Below are 17,334 nucleotides of genomic sequence, written 5' to 3'. Positions count from 1 at the left end.
TCACTCCCCTTTAATTTATCGTTGCGTAAACTTCCTCAGTAGAAAAAGTAAACTGACTAATTTTATATAAATAAATCGTTGCAGCTAATAAATCGGCGCTGCCCCCTGGTGATAAGTTACGCTCTTTAAATTGTTCGTTCATTATTTGAAGTTCATGAAGATTACCTGCATTTAAAACATGTTGGGCATATTGCTTTGCGTATTGTAAACCTTCAAGACCACCCCGGTGCAATAAACACGTATCGTCTAAGTTGGCCATTAACGCTAAAAATGCATTGAGTTTTGCTGTTTTTTCATCCAATTCGTTTACGGTTGCTTTAAATACAGGTAAGCTAAATTTCCGAATATGAGGAAAAGCTTGCTGTGCCTCTGCCTTTGCTCCGTGTACACCATATTTTTGAACAGCCTTTATACCATTTGTTATTTGGTGAGGTATAAAACGATCTTCATATCGGGCAATTTCCCCTGCGGTATGGCATAACGTAATTTCATCGGACTGCCCTTTATGAATAGCTGCTGCTGCAGTAAGTAATCCAAGGGACCAAATGGCTCCTTTATGGGTATTGACCCCCTTTGTCACTTGAAACATTTGCCTTTCACCTTCACGACCAATCTCACCGATTTTTTCTCGCAAAAATTGAGATGTTCCTTCGTTATAGGCAACCATTGCCATATTGTAAAATGTCGTGTATAAACTTTTGGCCGACTCCACCATCAATGAAAAGGTTAAATCATTATGGGAACCTTGATCAATCCTATCCACAAGACCGGGCTTTGGAGTAAGCGATACTTCTTCAATTAATGATTCAACCGCTAAACGGGCTAACGTTGTTGATAAACGATGAGGATCTTGCATACTCCTCGCCTCCTCTTTTTATTACCAACTTCTAAATTTCGCTGGAGGTGTATATAAACCACCGGACCATTGAACAAGTTCGTCAATATTTTTAGCAGCAAGTAAGGACCTTTTCGCATCGGAACGACGAATACCTAAATCTTCCGGCATAGCAATTAACCCTTGTTGACGTAAACGTTCGGCTGTTTTCGGATTGCTCTCCATACCGATTGGTGTAACCCCTGCGACAGAAGCAATCATTTCTCTTCTTTCAGATATGCTGTCGGATTTATAAAGATAAGCAATTCCTTCTTCCGTTACAACATGGGTTACGTCCTCCCCATAAATCATCACTGGTGCTAAAGCTAATTTCGCCTGATCTTTCACACTAATAGCATCAAGGGATTCAACGAAAACGGGCTTATTTGCTTCTTGGAATGTCTCTGCAACTTGAACGACCAATTTTTTACCTCGTGCTAACGGATCATCGGAAGTCATCATGTTATACCAAGCTTCCGTTGAATGGCGTCGACCTCCCGGATCATGGCCCATATTTGGCGCTCCACCATATCCTGCAACACGACCTTTTGTGACAGTAGATGAATTCCCTAAACCATCCATTTGTAAAGTAGAACCGATGAATAAATCAACGGCATATTGACCAGCTAACTGGGCTAACGTACGATTTGAACGAAGGCTACCATCTTTTCCTGTGAAGAAAATATCTCTTCTTGCTTCCACATACTTTTCCATTCCTAGTTCACCACCGAAGCAATGAACACTTTCAACCCAACCTGACTCAATAGCTGGTATTAACGTAGGGTGCGGATTTAACACCCAGTTTGTACAGATCTTCCCTTTAAGCCCTAGTGATGCGGCATAAGTAGGTAGTAGTAACTCGATAGCTGCCGTATTAAAACCAATTCCGTGGTTTAATGATTTCACACCGTGTTTTTCATAAATTCCACGAATCACCATCATTGCTTGTAAAATTTGAATATCTGTTATATGGCGGGGATCCCTTGTAAAGAGAGGTTCTAGCTCATACGGTTCATCCGCAACTACGATAAAATCAACCCACGAACTTGGTATGTCTACCCGCGGTAATTCGTCTACGATTTCATTCACTTGAGCTATGACAATACCATCTCTAAAGGCAGCTGCTTCCACTAATGTTGGTGTTTCTTCTGTATTAGGGCCAGTATAAAGATTGCCGTATCGATCGGCTTTATCTGCTGCCACTAATGCAACGGAAGGAATTAAATCAATAAATAATCGACCATATAATTCAATGTAAGTATGCAAATCCCCCAATTCGATTTTTCCATCTTCAATCATTTGGGCGATTCGTAAACTTTGAGGCCCAGCGTAGGAGAAATCTATTTTTCTAGCAATTCCTTCTTCAAAAATATCTAAATGTTCAGGTCTTGAAATGCTGGACATAATCATATGCAAATCATGAACTTTTTTTGGATCCACTTGCACAAGAGATTGGGATAAAAAAGACGCTTGTTTTTGATTATTCCCTTCAAGTACAACACGATCCCCTGGTCGAATTAATAATTCCATTGCTTCGACAATACGATCAGTAGGAATAATGACACCATCGACTAAACTTTTTACACTTTCCATTCTTTCTTTTTTTGCTTCCAACCTTGTTGTCCATGATCTTGTTACTTTCGGTATATTTGTCAAAACCATTTTTCACACCTCTATTTTTTAATTTGACATAACATAGAAACAATCATCGATATTACTTTTCGAAATAGCCATCGTTCGAACTTCCGAAAATGCTTGGTTTGCTAACTTAGTTAATACATCACCAGGTGGCATTTCAATAAATAATCGAGTACCCGTTTCATAAAGCAAATTAACTGCATCATGCCACCTAACCGGATAACAAATACTTTTAGCTAAATCTTCTTTTACTGCATCCGCTTGCCTTAATAATCTAGAATTCACGTTACTCGATATTGGGATTTTCGGCCTTTTCAAATCGAGCTTATTTAACTCACCCAATAGTTCCTCACTTACATTTTTAAATAATGGACAGTGGGAAGGAGTTGAGACATTTAGTAAGCGGGCAGAAGTCGCTCCATGGGTTTTCACATAATCTATAACCTTTTCTAACCCCTTTATGGAGCCAGATAAAGTCAATTGGGTTGGTGAATTTCGATTTGATACATAAACGGGTTCTTCCTCGTTAAAGAATTGTTGAACGATTTCCGACAGTCGATATTCATCTAAACCTAGTACGACGGCCATTCCATATCCATGATCACATGTTCGCTCCATCAACTCGCCACGCAACGTAACTAATTTAAGTGCTTCCTCAAAGGTAAGCACCCCTGCTGCAACTGCTGCACCAAAAGCACCAACAGAATGCCCGGCAACAAAAGATGGAATTAAGCCATTTTTTTCAAACACTTTATACGTACTGACAGATGCAATTAATAAACATTGTTGCACCGCTTTCGTTGTTGAAAGCGCTTTATTGTTATGCAGTGATTCAATTGGTAAATGTAATAAATCACTGCTTTCTTCTAAAATATGTTTTACAACTGGATCATTAGGTAAATCATTTAACATGCCCACATATTGTGATCCTTGACCTGGAAAGAGAAACGCACTTTTCACTTAATCCCTCCTCTCCAACGAAAATGGAATTTTACGTTTTCTGTTAAAAGACTCTTCTATTTTTCATCGAGCTTCATTAAAGCCTCTATCTTTGTCTCCACGTCTCAAAAATTAATAGAAATTTTTATAAACGGTCGACTGTATACATAAATAATAAAACAATAGATTTTAAATTTCAATCGTAATTTCAGTTTTTTTCTGCTTAAGGAAAAATTTTAGTTGATTTATATTTTTTAATAAATTATGATGGTCACAGAATACAGTCGACTGAATATTCACGAACTTAATAGTTTTAATAAAGGGGTGTCAGAAATATGGTGATTTACGGTGTAGCTATTTTAGCTGGATGTTTTTTAGTTGGCACTATTGTAGGGGAGTTAATAGGAGATTTAATGGGAGTCGATTCAAATGTTGGCGGCGTAGGAATTGCCATGCTGCTATTAATCATTATTGTTGATAAGCTTGTTAAATCAGGGAAAATTAGTAAACCTTCACTAGATGGCTTAAGTTTTTGGAATCAAATGTATATCCCAGTTGTTGTTGCAATGGCAGCAAGCCAAAATGTGTTAGGTGCTTTAACAGGCGGACCTTTAGCTATTATAGCCGGAATTACAGTAGTAGTCGTTAGTTGGGCATTTGTTCCTATCCTAAGTGGAAAGCAAAAAGAAGAACCCGCTTTTCGTAATCCAGCTATAAGGGGTGAAGCAGATGCTTGATATGATAAAAGGCGTCTTTACCGATAACGGATTTGTTACGGCATTCCTCGTAATTGGATTAACAATGTGGCTTGCCTATTTTATTTCCAATAAACTAACAAAGGGAAAAATTCACGGTTCAGCCATTGCGATTGTTCTTGGCCTACTTTTAGCCTATATTGGTGGGGTCGTTACGGAAGGATCTAAAGGACTTGCAGACATTAGTTTTCTAGCTGGCATAGGTTTCTTAGGAGGGAGTATGTTACGAGACTTTGCCATCGTAGCCACTTCATTCGGAGCAAATTTTGATGAAATTAAAAAGGCAGGTTTTAGAGGGGTTATTTCCCTTTTCTTCGGAGTAATCCTTTCCTTTGTTGTTGGGGTAATCTTTGCTTACCTATTTGGATACAAAGATGCAGTAAGTATGACAACTATTGGTGCTGGTACGGTTACATATATTGTAGGACCTGTAACCGGTGCTACTCTAGGTGCTAGTTCTGAAGTGATCGCCATTAGCATTGCAGCTGGGCTAATCAAATCCGTATTAGTTATGGTTGGAACGCCATTTGTAGCAAAATATATCGGTTTAAATAATCCGATGTCTGCAATGGTTTATGGTGGTTTAATGGGAACTACCTCTGGTGTTGCAGGAGGTCTAGCGGCAACAGATCCAAAATTAGTACCTTATGGGGCTGTTACTGCAACCTTCTATACCGGTTTAGGATGTTTATTAGCCCCAACAGTATTATTCCTAATTACAAATGCTATTTTTTAAAAACCTTTAAGTCGAACTAAATTTAAAGTCGATTGGACCCAACATATGTGGGACAAATCGACTTTTTGGTTTGTTTATTAAAATACTTGACGACGTAGATTTAAAATCACATCTTCCGTATGTTTACGTAATAAAGAAACAAGTTCTTCCACTTCGTTATTCTTTAAAAAATCATAAATTTTATGATGATCATCCCTCGATTTATTTATTGTTTCTCCCGATTTGAAATGTAAAGATTGGACTCGAACTAATGGCAGGACAATTTTCTTATAAACACTTTCAATTACTGTGCTTTCACTGAATTTTATTAGCGTAAAATGAAAATCATAGTTTAAATGGGTATAATCTTTTTGATTATTACATTGATCCATTTTTTCTAATATTCGTTTCATATCCTCTAGCAAATCTTTCTTTTTGTTCGGTTCTTTAATCCTTTGTGCTGCTAGAATTTCTAAATGATTCCGTATATCTAAAAGATCTTGTACTTCATTAATAGTATACCCTTTTATAAAGGCTCCCTTTCTCGGAACTCTCTCTATTAAACCTTCCGTTGCTAATAAATAAATTGCTTCTCTTATCGGTGATCGGCTTGTATTGAACAATTCAGCATAAACACTTTCAACAATTCTATCTCCAGGTTTTAACTCACCATTTAATATTTGTTCCATAATCTTCTCAGCTACGCTTTTTGATAATGCATTATCGAATGCATCCTTAAAATAATCCATCAAATCCACACCCTCATGACACACAGAATATTTAATTACTCACATTTTCATAATATTAGCTTAAAAAATTCCGTAATTCAATCGAAAGTTCAAAAATTTACTTAAAATCCTATTAATATGTCCACAGTCCACCAATTATATTGATATGATTAGTGTGTCATACATTTCCATTTTTTTGAACTGATTTTTTCATTTTTTTTTAGTATCTCACAATAGAATTCACATTCCAGACAAACTTCCATTCCTTGTGTACTGTCGACTGAGTTCAATCGTAATTATAATCTAAAAATACTTTTTCGATAGATATATTTACGAAAAAAATAAGCTTTTATAATTAAGATTAAATATTTCATTATAAAAAACTTGAAAGGTGCACGTATATGAACATGCACCTTTCTATACTTCTTATTCATCCCAGCTCGACATATACTCCATCATCTTCTCTGGTTCATCTGTGAAAATTCCATCAACACCAATTTCCTTTAAAACATCCAACTTCTCTACTTTATTAACAGTCCAAACTCGGACAACCGAACCCCTCTGTATAGCATTTAAAACTGGACTTCGTACTGCTGATGTCAACGAGACATGTAGCGCTTTAGCAGGAATCGTTTTTTGATAATCCGCTACATTAAGGACCATTGTAGAAAAAATAGGAGCATTTTCAATATCTGGCGCTAGCCGCGCAATTTTTCCCACGGCTTCATGATCAAAGGATGAAAGTATGACCCGATCTTCATATTGAAACGATGCAACTTCCTTCAAAACTAGCTCTTCCAACATCGGATAAATAAAAACATCTGTTTTTAGCTCTATGTTGATTCGATGGTGTGTTTCTTTAAAAACATTTAATACTTCATGAAGAGTAGGAATTTTTTCCCCAGCAAATTCTTCACTAAACCATGATCCAAAATCATATTCCCGAAGTTGTTCAAGGGTTAAATCCTTAACATAGCCCTTCCCATTTGACGTTCGTTTAATCGATTCATCATGGATGACGACTAGTTTTCGATCTTTAGTTAAATGAACATCTAACTCAACACCATGAATCGGTAATTGAGCAGCTGCTTCAAAGGCTGCCAACGTATTTTCTGGATATTTTGCAGAATAACCTCTATGGGCGAAGATTTTCATATATGATGTACTTCCTCCTATTTATAAGTCATAACAATTTTGCACCTAATAAAGGTATTTAATAGAAATCTTACTTCGTCCCTTGCCTTTCTTTTAAACATTTCATACATAAATCAAAAGCCTTTTGTGTAGAACGAATTAATTCCTTGTTCCCCTTTCTTTTTCGAATGGCAAGGGATTGGGAGAAATCCTCTAGAGCCCCATTCAACTCCCCGAGTTCCATTAAACATTTCCCTCTATGTTGTAATATAAAATCCTCATAATAAGGGATGCTATTTACGGTTGATTGGTTCATCGCTTCCCTAAGTAACTGTAGGGATTTTTGATGTTCATTTGCGTATTTAAATGCTTCGCTTAAACGAATGAGGGTAACAATTTCCTGATTGTGATTCAATTGTAACCTTAGCGCTTTTTCAAAAAAAGCAATAGCCTCCCTTGACTTATTCAATACCCGATATACATATCCTAAAGTACTGTAAAGAAAGTAAAAGTCTTCTTTAGACCACTCTTTCTCTAGTAAGGGCTCTACTTTATAAATAAATGCCCAACATTTATCCGGAGCATTTGTCTGTTCCCGTAAAAACTGCCTTTCATCAAAGTATATGGACGACTGCAACCCATTCAACTCATCTTTTATTTGGCGAATCATCATCATCCACTCCTATATTCATCGGTTAGTATGAAGTATTCTAGCTTGTTCCCATTAAACCTTTCCTAAAAGTGAATTATGACTTTCTATTCACAAAAAGTATAAAAAATGTTCAAATGTATACAATTCATAGACCATTATAATCAACAATCCCTTTTTTCTATGCTACAATTTAGCAGATTTCAATAGTTTGGGGGTCCTTTTATGTTGAAAAAGTTATCACTTATTACAAGTATTTTTTTATTTACATTTGTCGGTAACGCCTTTGCTCATACTGGGTTAGAAAGTTCTTCTCCACAAAATGGTGAAGTAATCGATACTGAGTTAAAGGAAATTACGTTAACCTTTGAAGGGAAAATCGAGCAAAGTAGTACCTTTACATTAGAAAGTTCTACCGGGGAATCGATTCCGGTAGATGATATTGCAGTAGAAGACAATATTTTAAGTGGCACTCTTTCCACTCCATTAGAAAATGGAGATTACTCCGTTAATTGGAATATTATCGGTGCAGACGGCCATCTTATTAATGGGGAAGTTCCCTTTTCAGTAAAGATGCCGGCTTCAGAAAATACAACAGTTGAACAAACAGATACTGAAAAAACAGAAGTAAAAGAGGTAGAAACTCCATCTCCATCTACTAATGAAACTGCGGTTACAGAGGAAGAACCGGAACAAAATGCATCTTCTTATGTCGTACCTACAATTATTGTAATTCTTATCCTTATTGTTGTAGGGAGTATCTTCATGATGATGAAAAGGAAGAAATAATGAATGATTGTTTTAGGAATGATTAGCCAAGCATTACTATATTTATGCTTTTCCCTGCTTGTAGGTAGCTTGATTCTTTCGTTAATTCCAAATAACTATCTTCCTTCTTTGCGAGTACCTAAGTTTGTTTTAGTGTTATCCATCATTGGGATTATAATTTTTTCATTCTTCCCTGTACTCCAAATTCTTTTGTACTTAATTCCAAATCAAGGGCTTTCGGATACGTTACAATCCGTACTGCTCACCTTTGAAGTTGGAAAAGCTTGGTTTTTTACATTTATTGTTTCGGTTATTCTCCTTCTATACATCACTGTATTTGATTATAGGATAAAGGCTTTTTATGGGTATGTTGGGATATTTCTATCTTTCCTTTTAATATTAGCGCTAGGTTGGTCAAGTCACCCTAGTTCTTACGAGCCTTTATGGGGATTTATTGGTGATACAATCCACTTTACTGCTGTTACAGTATGGGTTGGAACGTTAATTGTTGTTAGTTGGTTTGCAACAAATCATAACAATTGGTTAAACTTTTTAAAATGGTTTACCCCAGTTGCTATCGTTTGTTTTGGTATGACATTTGTTTCTGGTCTTCTCCTTATGAATATTGTCGTTGAGGACTATACAAATTCATGGTTAATTCCTTACGGACAGTCATTATTGATGAAACATCTTTTCATCATTCCATTGATTGTTTTTGCCCTCATTAATAGTATTTTCATCCGAGGGAAAGTGAAAAAAGATACCCATTTCAATCCCCTTCCTTGGGTGAAAACGGAAAGTGTATTTTTATTAATCATCTTTTCAGCAACAGCTTTATTAGGCCAACAATCACCACCAAGAAATACGAACGTTTCTAACGAAAGTGTTTCAAAGCTATTTTCGTTATTTTATCAAGGACAGTTTCAGCCAAATATGACTGCCGACCTTGTTATCAATACGACAAGCATGTTGTTACTTGCTGTCGCTATACTTTTCTTAGGGTTAATGATCGTATCCTTTTTCAAAAAGATGCCCGCTATCATGTCCTTTTTAATGGGCGTTTTACTTGTTTTCTCTTTATATTTATCATTAATCTTAAGTATTCAATAAAAGCTGTTTTCCAATGGGGAAACAGCTTTTTCCTCTTTCTCACTCCTCATGAAAAATAGAAGGACAAGACTTCCCTTCATAAGGAAAATTTAGTAAGATTATTATCTAACTTTAAAACATGTACGTAACCGCCCAACTGTACGATTGGAGGAGATTGAAATGGCCGAACCAAATAACTCGTCGTCGATGCATCCCGATTTTCCAAAAGAGTTAGAACGTTTACAGTATACGAAACAGTATATGGATGAAATTTTAGAAGCATCCCAGCGTGACCTACAAGCCGTTCAAGATAAAATAAAAGAATCGATGGCAAACTTGGAATATATCGATTCCAGTGATAGTTACATTAACCTTTTAACGAACTCTCGCTTTTTTGAAATGGCTTTAAACCAGAAGGAAAGTCTCGAAGCGGTAAAGAAAAAGCCTTATTTCGCCAGAATTCATTTCCAACGAACAGGTGAAGCAGAAGAGCTTTTATATATCGGCAAAACCTCTCTATTCCATAATGAAACCTTCGAGCCTATTATCGTCGATTGGCGTTCCCCCGTTGCCAATGTCTACTACGACGGAAGATTAGGAGATATTACGTATCCTGTACGCGATGAAATTTATACGGGACATTTATTTTCAAAACGCCAATATAAAATTGAAAATGGAGAATTGTTAAGCTTTCAAGATGTAGATTTAACAACAAATGATGAATTGCTACAGGACGCCCTTTCCGGAAAAGCCGATGTGAGACTAACGGAAATTGTAGCCACGATTCAAAAGGAACAAAATGAAATTATCCGCGCCCATTTAAAACAACCAATCCTAGTACAAGGGGCTGCTGGTAGTGGAAAAACGACGATTGCCCTTCACCGAATCTCCTATTTTTTATATACAATGGGGGAACATTTCAATCCTGAGCAACTGATGATATTAGCTCCAAATAAATTGTTTATTGAATACATTGGTGATGTTTTACCCGAACTCGGGGTCGAACGCATTTGCCAAACAACATATGCAGAATATGTTCAAAATGCAACAGGTATTAAGTTGAAGTTACAAAATCCGAACGAACAGTTGGAGACAATTGTAGAAGAAGGAATCGATGCTCTCCCCTCTTTCAACATTGCCCAAATGAAAGGATCGCTATTTTACCGTGATATACTCGATCGTTATATAAAACTTCACGAACGATCGTTGGCAAAATTATTTGATGAAGATGTGTTTATTGAAAAATATCGTATTATGCGGGGTAGCCATTTAAAAAAGCTGTTTTTAGAAGAATTCTCCTATATGCCTATTGAAAAACGGATTGAACGTATAAAAAAGGTCGTACAAACAGAGGTAAAAAGGAAGTCTAAAGCGGTTCTCTCAACATTAAATACCCGCTATGAAGAGATGATTGGTAAAGCATTAAGCGGGCTTCGTGATCCTGAGAAACGAAGAAAAACTGTAACGAAGTTTATCGATGAACGGGATGCACGGATTCCAAAAATTAAAGCATTATCGAAAACTGCTGCAAGCACTTATATGAAACGATTTGAAAAAGTAAAAATTAAACAAATGTACCGTAAATTTTTAACCGATCGATTACTAATAAGAGAACTTGCTCCAGAATGGACCTTTGAAGAGCAGGAAAAGTTTTTCCATGCTCATACGAAAGAAAAATGGGTATTGGAGGATTTAGCTGCCCTGTACTATTTACATGCGAAAATTAAAGGAATTGCAGATAACTGGAAAATGCGTGTTGTCTTTATCGATGAAGTACAAGACTACAGTCTATTCCAACTGGAAGCTTTAAAAAGTGGTCTTGAAACAGACATGTTTACGATGGTTGGAGATTTAGCACAAGGAATTCATAGTTATCGTTCGTTAACAGAATGGAATTCCGTTTTAGAATTATTCCCCCGCGCTAACTATTTTACCCTACAAAAAAGTTACCGTACGACCATCGAAATTATGGAAGTGGCTAATCGCATCTTAGCTAAAATGGACGAAGATTTACCTTTAGTAGAACCTGTTGTCCGCCATGGAAATGATCCTACCTTTGTACAAATGGAGGAGTTAGATCCAAGTAAAATAAACGAATTGTACGAAAGAATCAAGCAACATGGTCACCAATCCATTGCGCTTATTTGTAAAACGTATCAAGAGGCGATCTATTATACAAAGCAACTAGAAAAAGCTGATGTTCCTGTTGAAATGTTAAGTGAAGAATCCGTGTTTGGCGGGTCCAAACTGCTCGTAGTACCGAGCCATTTAGCAAAAGGTTTAGAATTTGATGCGGTAATCATTGCAGCTTTTGAGACACCGTACTTTCCAACAACAATTGACCGAAAACTGTTATATGTCGCTTTGACTCGCGCAATGCACGAATTATATTTAGTTGGTCCTAGGGAAGAGATGTTTTTGCTCGATGATACTAGAGGAATTGTAAGCGAAACATTATAAAAGATGATTAGAAAAAGCTGTTCTATTCCTTTAAGGATTAGAAACAGCTTTTATTTTCTAGGCGGGACACGAACGAAAGGTCTCTTTTTAATAATTCTTTTGGAAAAAAAGTTACGTATTCTTTTAAAAAACCATTTACTTCCTCTGTTTCTGATTTCCTTTTGTTGAGGTAATGCGGGAATTCTCATACTATCACTCCTTTATAGTTAATATATTAAAAAAAGTTCTATATTATTCTTTTTGTATGATAGTTTTACTATAAAAAATAAAAAAATAGGATTGAAACCGCTATACCGGTTACAATCCTATTATAAAAAAACAACTTTATTCTACTTCGCCTTCCCAAGCAAGCATACCGCCGCTCATATTCGTTACGTCAAAACCTTGGCTTTGTAAAAATTCAGTAGCTCTTCCACTTCGACCACCCGAGCGACAAACCATAATATAAGGCGTTTCTTTGGAAAGTTCATTCATGCGAAATTCTAGAAGACCTAATGGGATATGAAGAATACCTGGTATATGGCCTGCTTCCACCTCATCTACTTCCCTTACATCGATTAAATGGAGGTTTTCTCCCTTTTCTAATCGTTCCTGCACTTCCTTTGCAGTCACTGCTTTCATGTCATTACCCCCTATTTTCCATATTCCATTGCCCCATACCGCCACGAACATTTGTAATCCGTTCATAACCTAGTCTTTTTAACTTCTTACAAGCTTGATTACTTCGAATTCCAGTTTGGCAAATGACGACAATTTCTTTATCTCTCGGTAAATTTTTAAAACTTGATTTTAGTGGGATATTTTGAAATTGTTTAATATTTTGAGCTTTGTATTCCAGCGGTGATCGAACGTCGATAAACACTTTATCTGGATCATGAAGAACCGCTTTTAACTCTTGAGTTGTAATAGTGTTAATTCCTTTTGTTGGTGTTAACCTGTACACTAACAGTGCTACTACAATTATGATTAAAATCCATTCTATCATTTACAGCTTTCACTCCTACCTTTTTACCTACAAGATACTTATTTAATAAATGATACCTTTTACATTACAGTTAATATTATAACCAAATATATACCCCTATAGGTATGAAGTCAATTAAAAGTCATTTTATGAGCCCATTTAAATTGATAATATTTTTAGTATGTAGAAATACAAAAAAGCGAGGTATGATAAAATCATATCACATCTCGCCTTCCTTTTACTCTAGAAGAAATCGGGCAAATTCATGATATTTTGGTGTTTGATCTAAGTGGGTTTCATATAGAATTATTTCGTTTACTGTAAAAGAAAGATTATTCTCAATGGCAGTTAATAAATTCTGATCAAATTCTTCTGGACTATTCCATTTCCTTGCTAACGTAATATGAGGGCGAAAGGGCTTTTTATCCAACTCAAACCCTACTTTCAAAAGATGATTATATACTTTCTTTTGCAAATGAATAAGCTCATTCGAATGTTCCACACCTGCCCAAAAAATACGAGGTTTTTTATGTGGGCCGAAAATTCCTATTTGATGAAGGGTTAAGGGAAATGGATGCTCATCCTTTAACACTTCAGGCATTGTTTGAATGGCTTCATATTTCATCTCTTCTGCCGCAAAACCTAAAAATGCTAATGTAATGTGATAATCCTCATGGTGTACCCATTTCGCAAAGGGAAAATCCTGTTTTTTTGCTTCAACCCATTCCTTTAAAAAAGCTTTTACTTCTATTGGTAATTTAACTGCAAAAAAATAATGATGTTTGCTCAATCCTTTTTACCGCTCCTTATGCTTGCAAGTTGTTCACTAATCAAAATAACCAAAAAGTTTTCATCCAATCCCCTATTATAATAAATTACTAAAATCCCCCTTCACCATCCAAATATATGTTTTTGCCTATCAATTCCAGTTCTTACCTACAATTTTATTCTGGTTTCCAGTTCCCATCTCTAGCACGAAGACTAGGCTAACAAACTTTCATTCCCCTTTTAGGCAAATCCAATGGCTTAAAAAATGGGAATCTATCATGTTTTTCAGAAACTCCTTAAATAACAATTTAAGAAAATAATATTTTTTCAAACCTATTACATTTGCCTTTTCAATTTTTTTCCCCGTGCATTTAATGTAACTAGAGAGAAATAAGGAGGTGAAAGTGATGATTCCAAATTTAAATTTAGAATTCGGTGATAGAATTTCAGTTACTACACCTACTGCTGCTGCACTTCTAGGTGTTTTCGTTAGCATGACAGGTGAAACACTTACTTGGATTGCTATTGGACCAACAACTGGTGCTCCAACAGTTCTTATTACAAACTTAGAAGGTGCAACAATCGAAAAATTAACTTAATTAATAAGTAAGCCAGACTAAGATGTCTTAGTCTGGCTTTTTTATTGTTAATAAACGATACATATAGGCTTCTGTCCTGTCACATCCACCTAGTCATTCCATATAGTATTAATAACTATGTCCACAAAGACAGGAGAATTCACATGGAAACCCCCATTTATTATTCACCCATCGTGAACAATTTATATAGGTTAAAAGACGATTCTAACGTTGAATCCAATAACCAACATACGTTTGTATCGAATACATTAAGTGAGTTTATGTTGGCGGCACAACAACAGCATGAAATGATTTTGGAACAGCTTCAATGTATGAATAAACACATTTGCCAAAGCTCCATTCAAACTAAAATACAACAAGGTACTTTAAATAATACGTTGGCAGAACTCTCGAATAGTTATCAATCCTTTAAGAAAACAGTGATTAATGAAATCCAGAATTTAAATGGGGTAGTTGATACCCTTTCCGATAATCAAGAACTTACAGTAAACAGATTAAACAATGAACTAAGACAAATGCTTCTTCAACAACGCCATCTTTTAATGAATAATCAACAAATGCTTCAGGAAATGAGACCTTTATCAAGTCAATTGAAACAAACTCAAGAAAGATTGTTAAACGGCCAAAATCAATTACAAACGAATATGAACGAACAATTTAATCATTTATCCAATACATTACAAACAATACTAAGAAATATCCAAAACATGGGATCGAATTTACAAAATGAGTTAACTTCTCAAAATCAAATGCATATCGAGCACCAATTACAAAATCAAGAACAATACAATCAGTTATTAGAAAACATTCTACAACTAAGAGAACTGTTAGTGCAAAACCCTTATTCTTATCTCCGACTGGGAGATCGTATTACCGTCATTGACAGAAATGGAAATACATTCTCAGGTGTCTTTATTGAAAGTTTAGAGAATGAAATAATTTGGGTAAATAGTGATACGATGAGTTTAAGTATTTCTAACAGAAAAGGGTTAACCATTAGTAAAGGATGACCTTCTGACTTTCCCATATCACCTTCACATTAGTGGATGTGTTTTTTTATGGGATATGGTAATTACTCTTTAGTTTGATTCAAAACAAAAGCTCTGGGGTATTTATAAACCTCAGAGCTTTCCTTTTTTATGAAACTAACTTCAATCCAATGCTGGCACATAAAATAATAAAAATAAATAAAATACGTTTCCAATCCTTAGATTCACCATAAAAAAGCATTCCGACTATGGTTCCCCCTACAACACCGATACCCGTCCAAATGGCATAGGCCGTGCCCATTGGTATTGTATTCATTGAATAGTTAAGCAACGTTAAGCTGATAAAAAAGCCAAGGAATAGAAAAACGAGTGGCTTCCAACTTCTACTTACGCTATATTGATTTAACATCGCGACACCAAAAGTTTCAAAAACCCCAGCAACAATTAACGATAACCACGCCATTATTCTTCATCCTCCTTCTGACCTTCGTCTGTCACTAACTTCAATCCAATGACACCTACTAATAACAAACCGATTAATAAAATTTTAATAATATGAAACGGTTCATCAAAAAATATGATTTCGGAAAGAACTGCCCCAGCTGTACCTAGCCCTACAAAAACAGCATACACCGTTCCTGCTGGTAGTTCCTGTGTTGCTTTAATTAATAAATAATTACATATAAGAATGGCAACGATTGTTCCAATCCATTCCCACAATTCATCTGCATGGGCTAAACCAATAACCCAAAATACTTCTAGTAATGCAGCTAGAAAAACTTTTAACCAAGATTTCATTTTTCTCCCTCCAAACAAAAAAGCCTAAGAGATATTTAAAATATCTCCCAGGCTTTTATCCTTCCGTGACACAGCAAAAGTGCTGTGAGTTTTCTCTCGGACCAGACCATGAAATCATGCGGAACCCTAGAAAACATTTAACTATCCAATTAACTTATATTATGTCACATTTCTATTTTTGGTTCAAGTAATGCAACACCTAAAGTGCGCGTAACTCCTGTTATACCAACGTTTTTATAGCGATTTATGAACAACTCTATAGCATTAACAGGGAACAAATGATTAAATCAACAAAACAATTTTGATCATTAGGTTACCTCTGACTCACTTTTCTATTTGAATAATATTGAACTAAGGCAATACCTAAAGATACACCTAAAGAGCATGAAAAAGCAGTCAAAATAAACCAGTCACCTTTTACAACTAAATTACAGCCTATAAAAAAATATAAAAAGTATTTTAGAAAGTTATACAACAATTTAAAAAAATTATTCCCTCCGCTATTATCCTCATAAAGTTGTTCTTATAATTTCATTGTCTCGAAAATATCTCATTTATTTATAAAAATAATAGAAAAGAAAAAAAACAATCACAATTAAAATACTTCCGCTTAAAACAGTTATCCCTTGAATAAGGAAAAATACTGATATTTTCCTTTTATCTCTTTTTGATGCATATTCCTTTGCAAAGGACCAATGCAAGGGAATAAAAAAGATTGAAAATAAAATACCTACACTTAAAAAAATAATTATAAAGATCAGAAATGAAGGAATTCCAAGATGAAGAAATAGACTGGGAAAAACAAAAAATGGCATTAAAAGCCACCATCCATATGTAAAAAACATAAGTATTGGAATGTCAACACAAAACTGGACAACCTTTATAAGGACCTATTCTTGAATTCCACAGGCGTTAAATAGCCTAGTGTTCCGTGAATTCGAATGTTATTGAACCAATGAACATAATCATTAAGTTCAAGAGATAGCTGTTCAAGAGAAGCGAAGTGTGCGCCGTTTGCGAATTCGGTTTTAAATACTTTGAACATCGCTTCGGCCACGGCATTATCATAAGGGCAGCCCTTCATAACTTAATGATCGCTGAATCCCAAATGTCTCTAAGACCCCTGAAATGAGTTTGTTATCAAACTCTTTCCCACGGTCTGTGTGGAACATCTTGATGTTATGTAAATTCCCTTTTATGCTAGCTAATGCTTGATATACAAGGTCTGCTGTCTTATTTGGACCGGCACTGTGACCAATAATTTCTCGATTGAAAAGGTCGACAAATAAGCATACATAGTGCCATTTTTTCTCAACACGGACGTATGTTAAATCACTGACAACTACTGCGAATTGTTCTTCTGTTTTAAACTGCCGATCTAACTCATTTTTGATTGGTGCTTCATTACAGGTTTGCTTATGCAGCTTGTATTGGGCCACAGTATAATTTGATACCAGTCCTAATTGT

The 17,334-nt window shown here is 35.6% G+C and carries 18 protein-coding genes, 1 pseudogene and 1 riboswitch; of the genes and pseudogenes, 7 read left to right on the top strand and 12 right to left on the bottom strand.

What is annotated here, in order from left to right; all coding sequences use genetic code 11:
• Positions 1-10: 10 nt before the first annotated feature.
• From EC501_RS13345 to EC501_RS13335, 3 genes are read right to left on the bottom strand one after another with little or no spacing between them, the layout of a single operon-like run.
• Positions 11-856: a triphosphoribosyl-dephospho-CoA synthase gene (locus tag EC501_RS13345; protein ID WP_122972800.1), complete on the bottom strand. Its 846-nt coding sequence runs from the start codon at positions 854-856 to the stop codon at positions 11-13.
• 21 nt (positions 857-877) lie between these two features.
• Positions 878-2,536 carry a malonate decarboxylase subunit alpha gene (gene mdcA, locus EC501_RS13340; protein WP_122972799.1) on the bottom strand — a complete coding sequence of 553 codons (1,659 nt, stop codon included), beginning with the start codon at positions 2,534-2,536 and terminating at the stop codon, positions 878-880.
• A gap of 18 nt (positions 2,537-2,554) precedes the next feature.
• On the bottom strand, positions 2,555-3,472 hold the full coding sequence (locus tag EC501_RS13335) for an ACP S-malonyltransferase (RefSeq protein WP_122972798.1): 918 nt from the start codon (positions 3,470-3,472) through the stop codon (positions 2,555-2,557).
• A gap of 314 nt (positions 3,473-3,786) precedes the next feature.
• Here EC501_RS13335 and madL point away from each other — a divergent pair, with 314 nt between their 5' ends.
• Both madL and madM read left to right on the top strand, forming a co-directional pair.
• Positions 3,787-4,188 carry a malonate transporter subunit MadL gene (madL, locus tag EC501_RS13330; RefSeq protein ID WP_122972797.1) on the top strand — a complete coding sequence of 134 codons (402 nt, stop codon included), beginning with the start codon at positions 3,787-3,789 and terminating at the stop codon, positions 4,186-4,188.
• Positions 4,181-4,942 (top strand): malonate transporter subunit MadM, encoded by a 762-nt coding sequence (gene madM / locus EC501_RS13325; protein WP_122972796.1) that lies wholly within the window; start codon positions 4,181-4,183, stop codon positions 4,940-4,942. The genes madL and madM overlap by 8 nt, the downstream gene beginning before the upstream one ends.
• Positions 4,943-5,019: 77 nt before the next feature.
• Here madM and EC501_RS13320 read toward each other — a convergent pair whose 3' ends face one another.
• The 3 genes from EC501_RS13320 to EC501_RS13310 all read right to left on the bottom strand — a co-directional run bounded on the left by EC501_RS13320 (position 5,020) and on the right by EC501_RS13310 (position 7,453).
• A complete protein-coding gene (locus tag EC501_RS13320; RefSeq protein ID WP_122972795.1) occupies positions 5,020-5,670 on the bottom strand; it encodes a GntR family transcriptional regulator in 651 nt (216 codons plus the stop codon).
• A gap of 405 nt (positions 5,671-6,075) precedes the next feature.
• On the bottom strand, positions 6,076-6,804 hold the full coding sequence (locus EC501_RS13315) for a glycerophosphodiester phosphodiesterase (protein WP_122972794.1): 729 nt from the start codon (positions 6,802-6,804) through the stop codon (positions 6,076-6,078).
• A 70-nt stretch (positions 6,805-6,874) separates the two neighbouring features.
• A complete protein-coding gene (locus EC501_RS13310) occupies positions 6,875-7,453 on the bottom strand; it encodes a tetratricopeptide repeat protein (protein WP_158599714.1) in 579 nt (192 codons plus the stop codon).
• Positions 7,454-7,657: 204 nt separating this feature from the next.
• Between EC501_RS13310 and EC501_RS13305 the strand changes: the two genes are divergently transcribed.
• The 3 genes from EC501_RS13305 (at position 7,658) to helD (ending at position 11,749) form a co-directional block, all read left to right on the top strand.
• Entirely contained in the window at positions 7,658-8,221 is a 564-nt protein-coding gene (locus EC501_RS13305) for a copper resistance CopC family protein (RefSeq protein ID WP_122972792.1), read from the top strand.
• A 3-nt stretch (positions 8,222-8,224) separates the two neighbouring features.
• Complete coding sequence (locus EC501_RS13300; RefSeq protein ID WP_122972791.1) at positions 8,225-9,310, top strand: copper resistance D family protein; 1,086 nt, start codon at positions 8,225-8,227, stop codon at positions 9,308-9,310.
• A 159-nt stretch (positions 9,311-9,469) separates the two neighbouring features.
• On the top strand, positions 9,470-11,749 hold the full coding sequence (gene helD / locus EC501_RS13295) for an RNA polymerase recycling motor HelD (protein ID WP_241559352.1): 2,280 nt from the start codon (positions 9,470-9,472) through the stop codon (positions 11,747-11,749).
• A gap of 324 nt (positions 11,750-12,073) precedes the next feature.
• On the opposite strand, the gene EC501_RS13290 is transcribed toward helD, so the two are convergent.
• The 3 genes from EC501_RS13290 to thpR all read right to left on the bottom strand — a co-directional run bounded on the left by EC501_RS13290 (position 12,074) and on the right by thpR (position 13,503).
• On the bottom strand, positions 12,074-12,370 hold the full coding sequence (locus EC501_RS13290; protein ID WP_122972790.1) for a rhodanese-like domain-containing protein: 297 nt from the start codon (positions 12,368-12,370) through the stop codon (positions 12,074-12,076).
• Between the two features lie 4 nt (positions 12,371-12,374).
• Positions 12,375-12,734, bottom strand: a complete 360-nt coding sequence (locus EC501_RS13285; protein WP_174232697.1) for a rhodanese-like domain-containing protein — start codon at positions 12,732-12,734, stop codon at positions 12,375-12,377.
• A 217-nt stretch (positions 12,735-12,951) separates the two neighbouring features.
• Positions 12,952-13,503 carry an RNA 2',3'-cyclic phosphodiesterase gene (gene thpR / locus EC501_RS13280; RefSeq protein ID WP_122972789.1) on the bottom strand — a complete coding sequence of 184 codons (552 nt, stop codon included), beginning with the start codon at positions 13,501-13,503 and terminating at the stop codon, positions 12,952-12,954.
• 385 nt (positions 13,504-13,888) lie between these two features.
• Here thpR and EC501_RS13275 point away from each other — a divergent pair, with 385 nt between their 5' ends.
• Both EC501_RS13275 and EC501_RS13270 read left to right on the top strand, forming a co-directional pair.
• Positions 13,889-14,080, top strand: coding sequence for a hypothetical protein (locus EC501_RS13275; protein WP_122972788.1), 192 nt, complete (start codon positions 13,889-13,891; stop codon positions 14,078-14,080).
• 143 nt (positions 14,081-14,223) lie between these two features.
• Complete coding sequence (locus EC501_RS13270) at positions 14,224-15,090, top strand: hypothetical protein (protein ID WP_122972787.1); 867 nt, start codon at positions 14,224-14,226, stop codon at positions 15,088-15,090.
• A 127-nt stretch (positions 15,091-15,217) separates the two neighbouring features.
• On the opposite strand, the gene EC501_RS13265 is transcribed toward EC501_RS13270, so the two are convergent.
• The 3 genes and pseudogenes from EC501_RS13265 to EC501_RS13245 form a co-directional block, all read right to left on the bottom strand.
• Entirely contained in the window at positions 15,218-15,532 is a 315-nt protein-coding gene (locus EC501_RS13265) for a DMT family transporter (RefSeq protein ID WP_122972786.1), read from the bottom strand.
• Complete coding sequence (locus tag EC501_RS13260) at positions 15,532-15,867, bottom strand: DMT family transporter (RefSeq protein ID WP_122972785.1); 336 nt, start codon at positions 15,865-15,867, stop codon at positions 15,532-15,534. The genes EC501_RS13265 and EC501_RS13260 overlap by 1 nt, the downstream gene beginning before the upstream one ends.
• A gap of 42 nt (positions 15,868-15,909) precedes the next feature.
• Positions 15,910-16,008: riboswitch (guanidine-I (ykkC/yxkD leader) on the bottom strand.
• Between the two features lie 739 nt (positions 16,009-16,747).
• Positions 16,748-17,334, bottom strand: a pseudogene (locus EC501_RS13245) (IS3 family transposase); the annotation flags it as partial.

It is taken from the genome of Lysinibacillus halotolerans, from assembly GCF_003711845.1.
Lineage (GTDB): Bacteria > Bacillota > Bacilli > Bacillales_A > Planococcaceae > Ureibacillus > Ureibacillus halotolerans.
This window is presented reverse-complemented; position numbering and strand designations above follow the sequence as displayed.

Bases quoted from the DNA above. Each gene is read 5' to 3' on its own strand.
- EC501_RS13345 (WP_122972800.1), bottom strand. From the start codon at position 856: ATGCAAGATCCTCATCGTTTATCAACAACGTTAGCCCGTTTAGCGGTT.
- mdcA (WP_122972799.1), bottom strand. From the start codon at position 2,536: ATGGTTTTGACAAATATACCGAAAGTAACAAGATCATGGACAACAAGG.
- madL (WP_122972797.1), top strand. From the start codon at position 3,787: ATGGTGATTTACGGTGTAGCTATTTTAGCTGGATGTTTTTTAGTTGGC.
- madM (WP_122972796.1), top strand. From the start codon at position 4,181: ATGCTTGATATGATAAAAGGCGTCTTTACCGATAACGGATTTGTTACG.
- EC501_RS13320 (WP_122972795.1), bottom strand. From the start codon at position 5,670: ATGGATTATTTTAAGGATGCATTCGATAATGCATTATCAAAAAGCGTA.
- EC501_RS13315 (WP_122972794.1), bottom strand. From the start codon at position 6,804: ATGAAAATCTTCGCCCATAGAGGTTATTCTGCAAAATATCCAGAAAAT.
- EC501_RS13310 (WP_158599714.1), bottom strand. From the start codon at position 7,453: ATGATTCGCCAAATAAAAGATGAGTTGAATGGGTTGCAGTCGTCCATA.
- EC501_RS13305 (WP_122972792.1), top strand. From the start codon at position 7,658: ATGTTGAAAAAGTTATCACTTATTACAAGTATTTTTTTATTTACATTT.
- EC501_RS13300 (WP_122972791.1), top strand. From the start codon at position 8,225: ATGATTGTTTTAGGAATGATTAGCCAAGCATTACTATATTTATGCTTT.
- helD (WP_241559352.1), top strand. From the start codon at position 9,470: ATGGCCGAACCAAATAACTCGTCGTCGATGCATCCCGATTTTCCAAAA.
- EC501_RS13290 (WP_122972790.1), bottom strand. From the start codon at position 12,370: ATGAAAGCAGTGACTGCAAAGGAAGTGCAGGAACGATTAGAAAAGGGA.
- EC501_RS13285 (WP_174232697.1), bottom strand. From the start codon at position 12,734: ATGATAGAATGGATTTTAATCATAATTGTAGTAGCACTGTTAGTGTAC.
- EC501_RS13275 (WP_122972788.1), top strand. From the start codon at position 13,889: ATGATTCCAAATTTAAATTTAGAATTCGGTGATAGAATTTCAGTTACT.
- EC501_RS13270 (WP_122972787.1), top strand. From the start codon at position 14,224: ATGGAAACCCCCATTTATTATTCACCCATCGTGAACAATTTATATAGG.
- EC501_RS13265 (WP_122972786.1), bottom strand. From the start codon at position 15,532: ATGGCGTGGTTATCGTTAATTGTTGCTGGGGTTTTTGAAACTTTTGGT.
- EC501_RS13260 (WP_122972785.1), bottom strand. From the start codon at position 15,867: ATGAAATCTTGGTTAAAAGTTTTTCTAGCTGCATTACTAGAAGTATTT.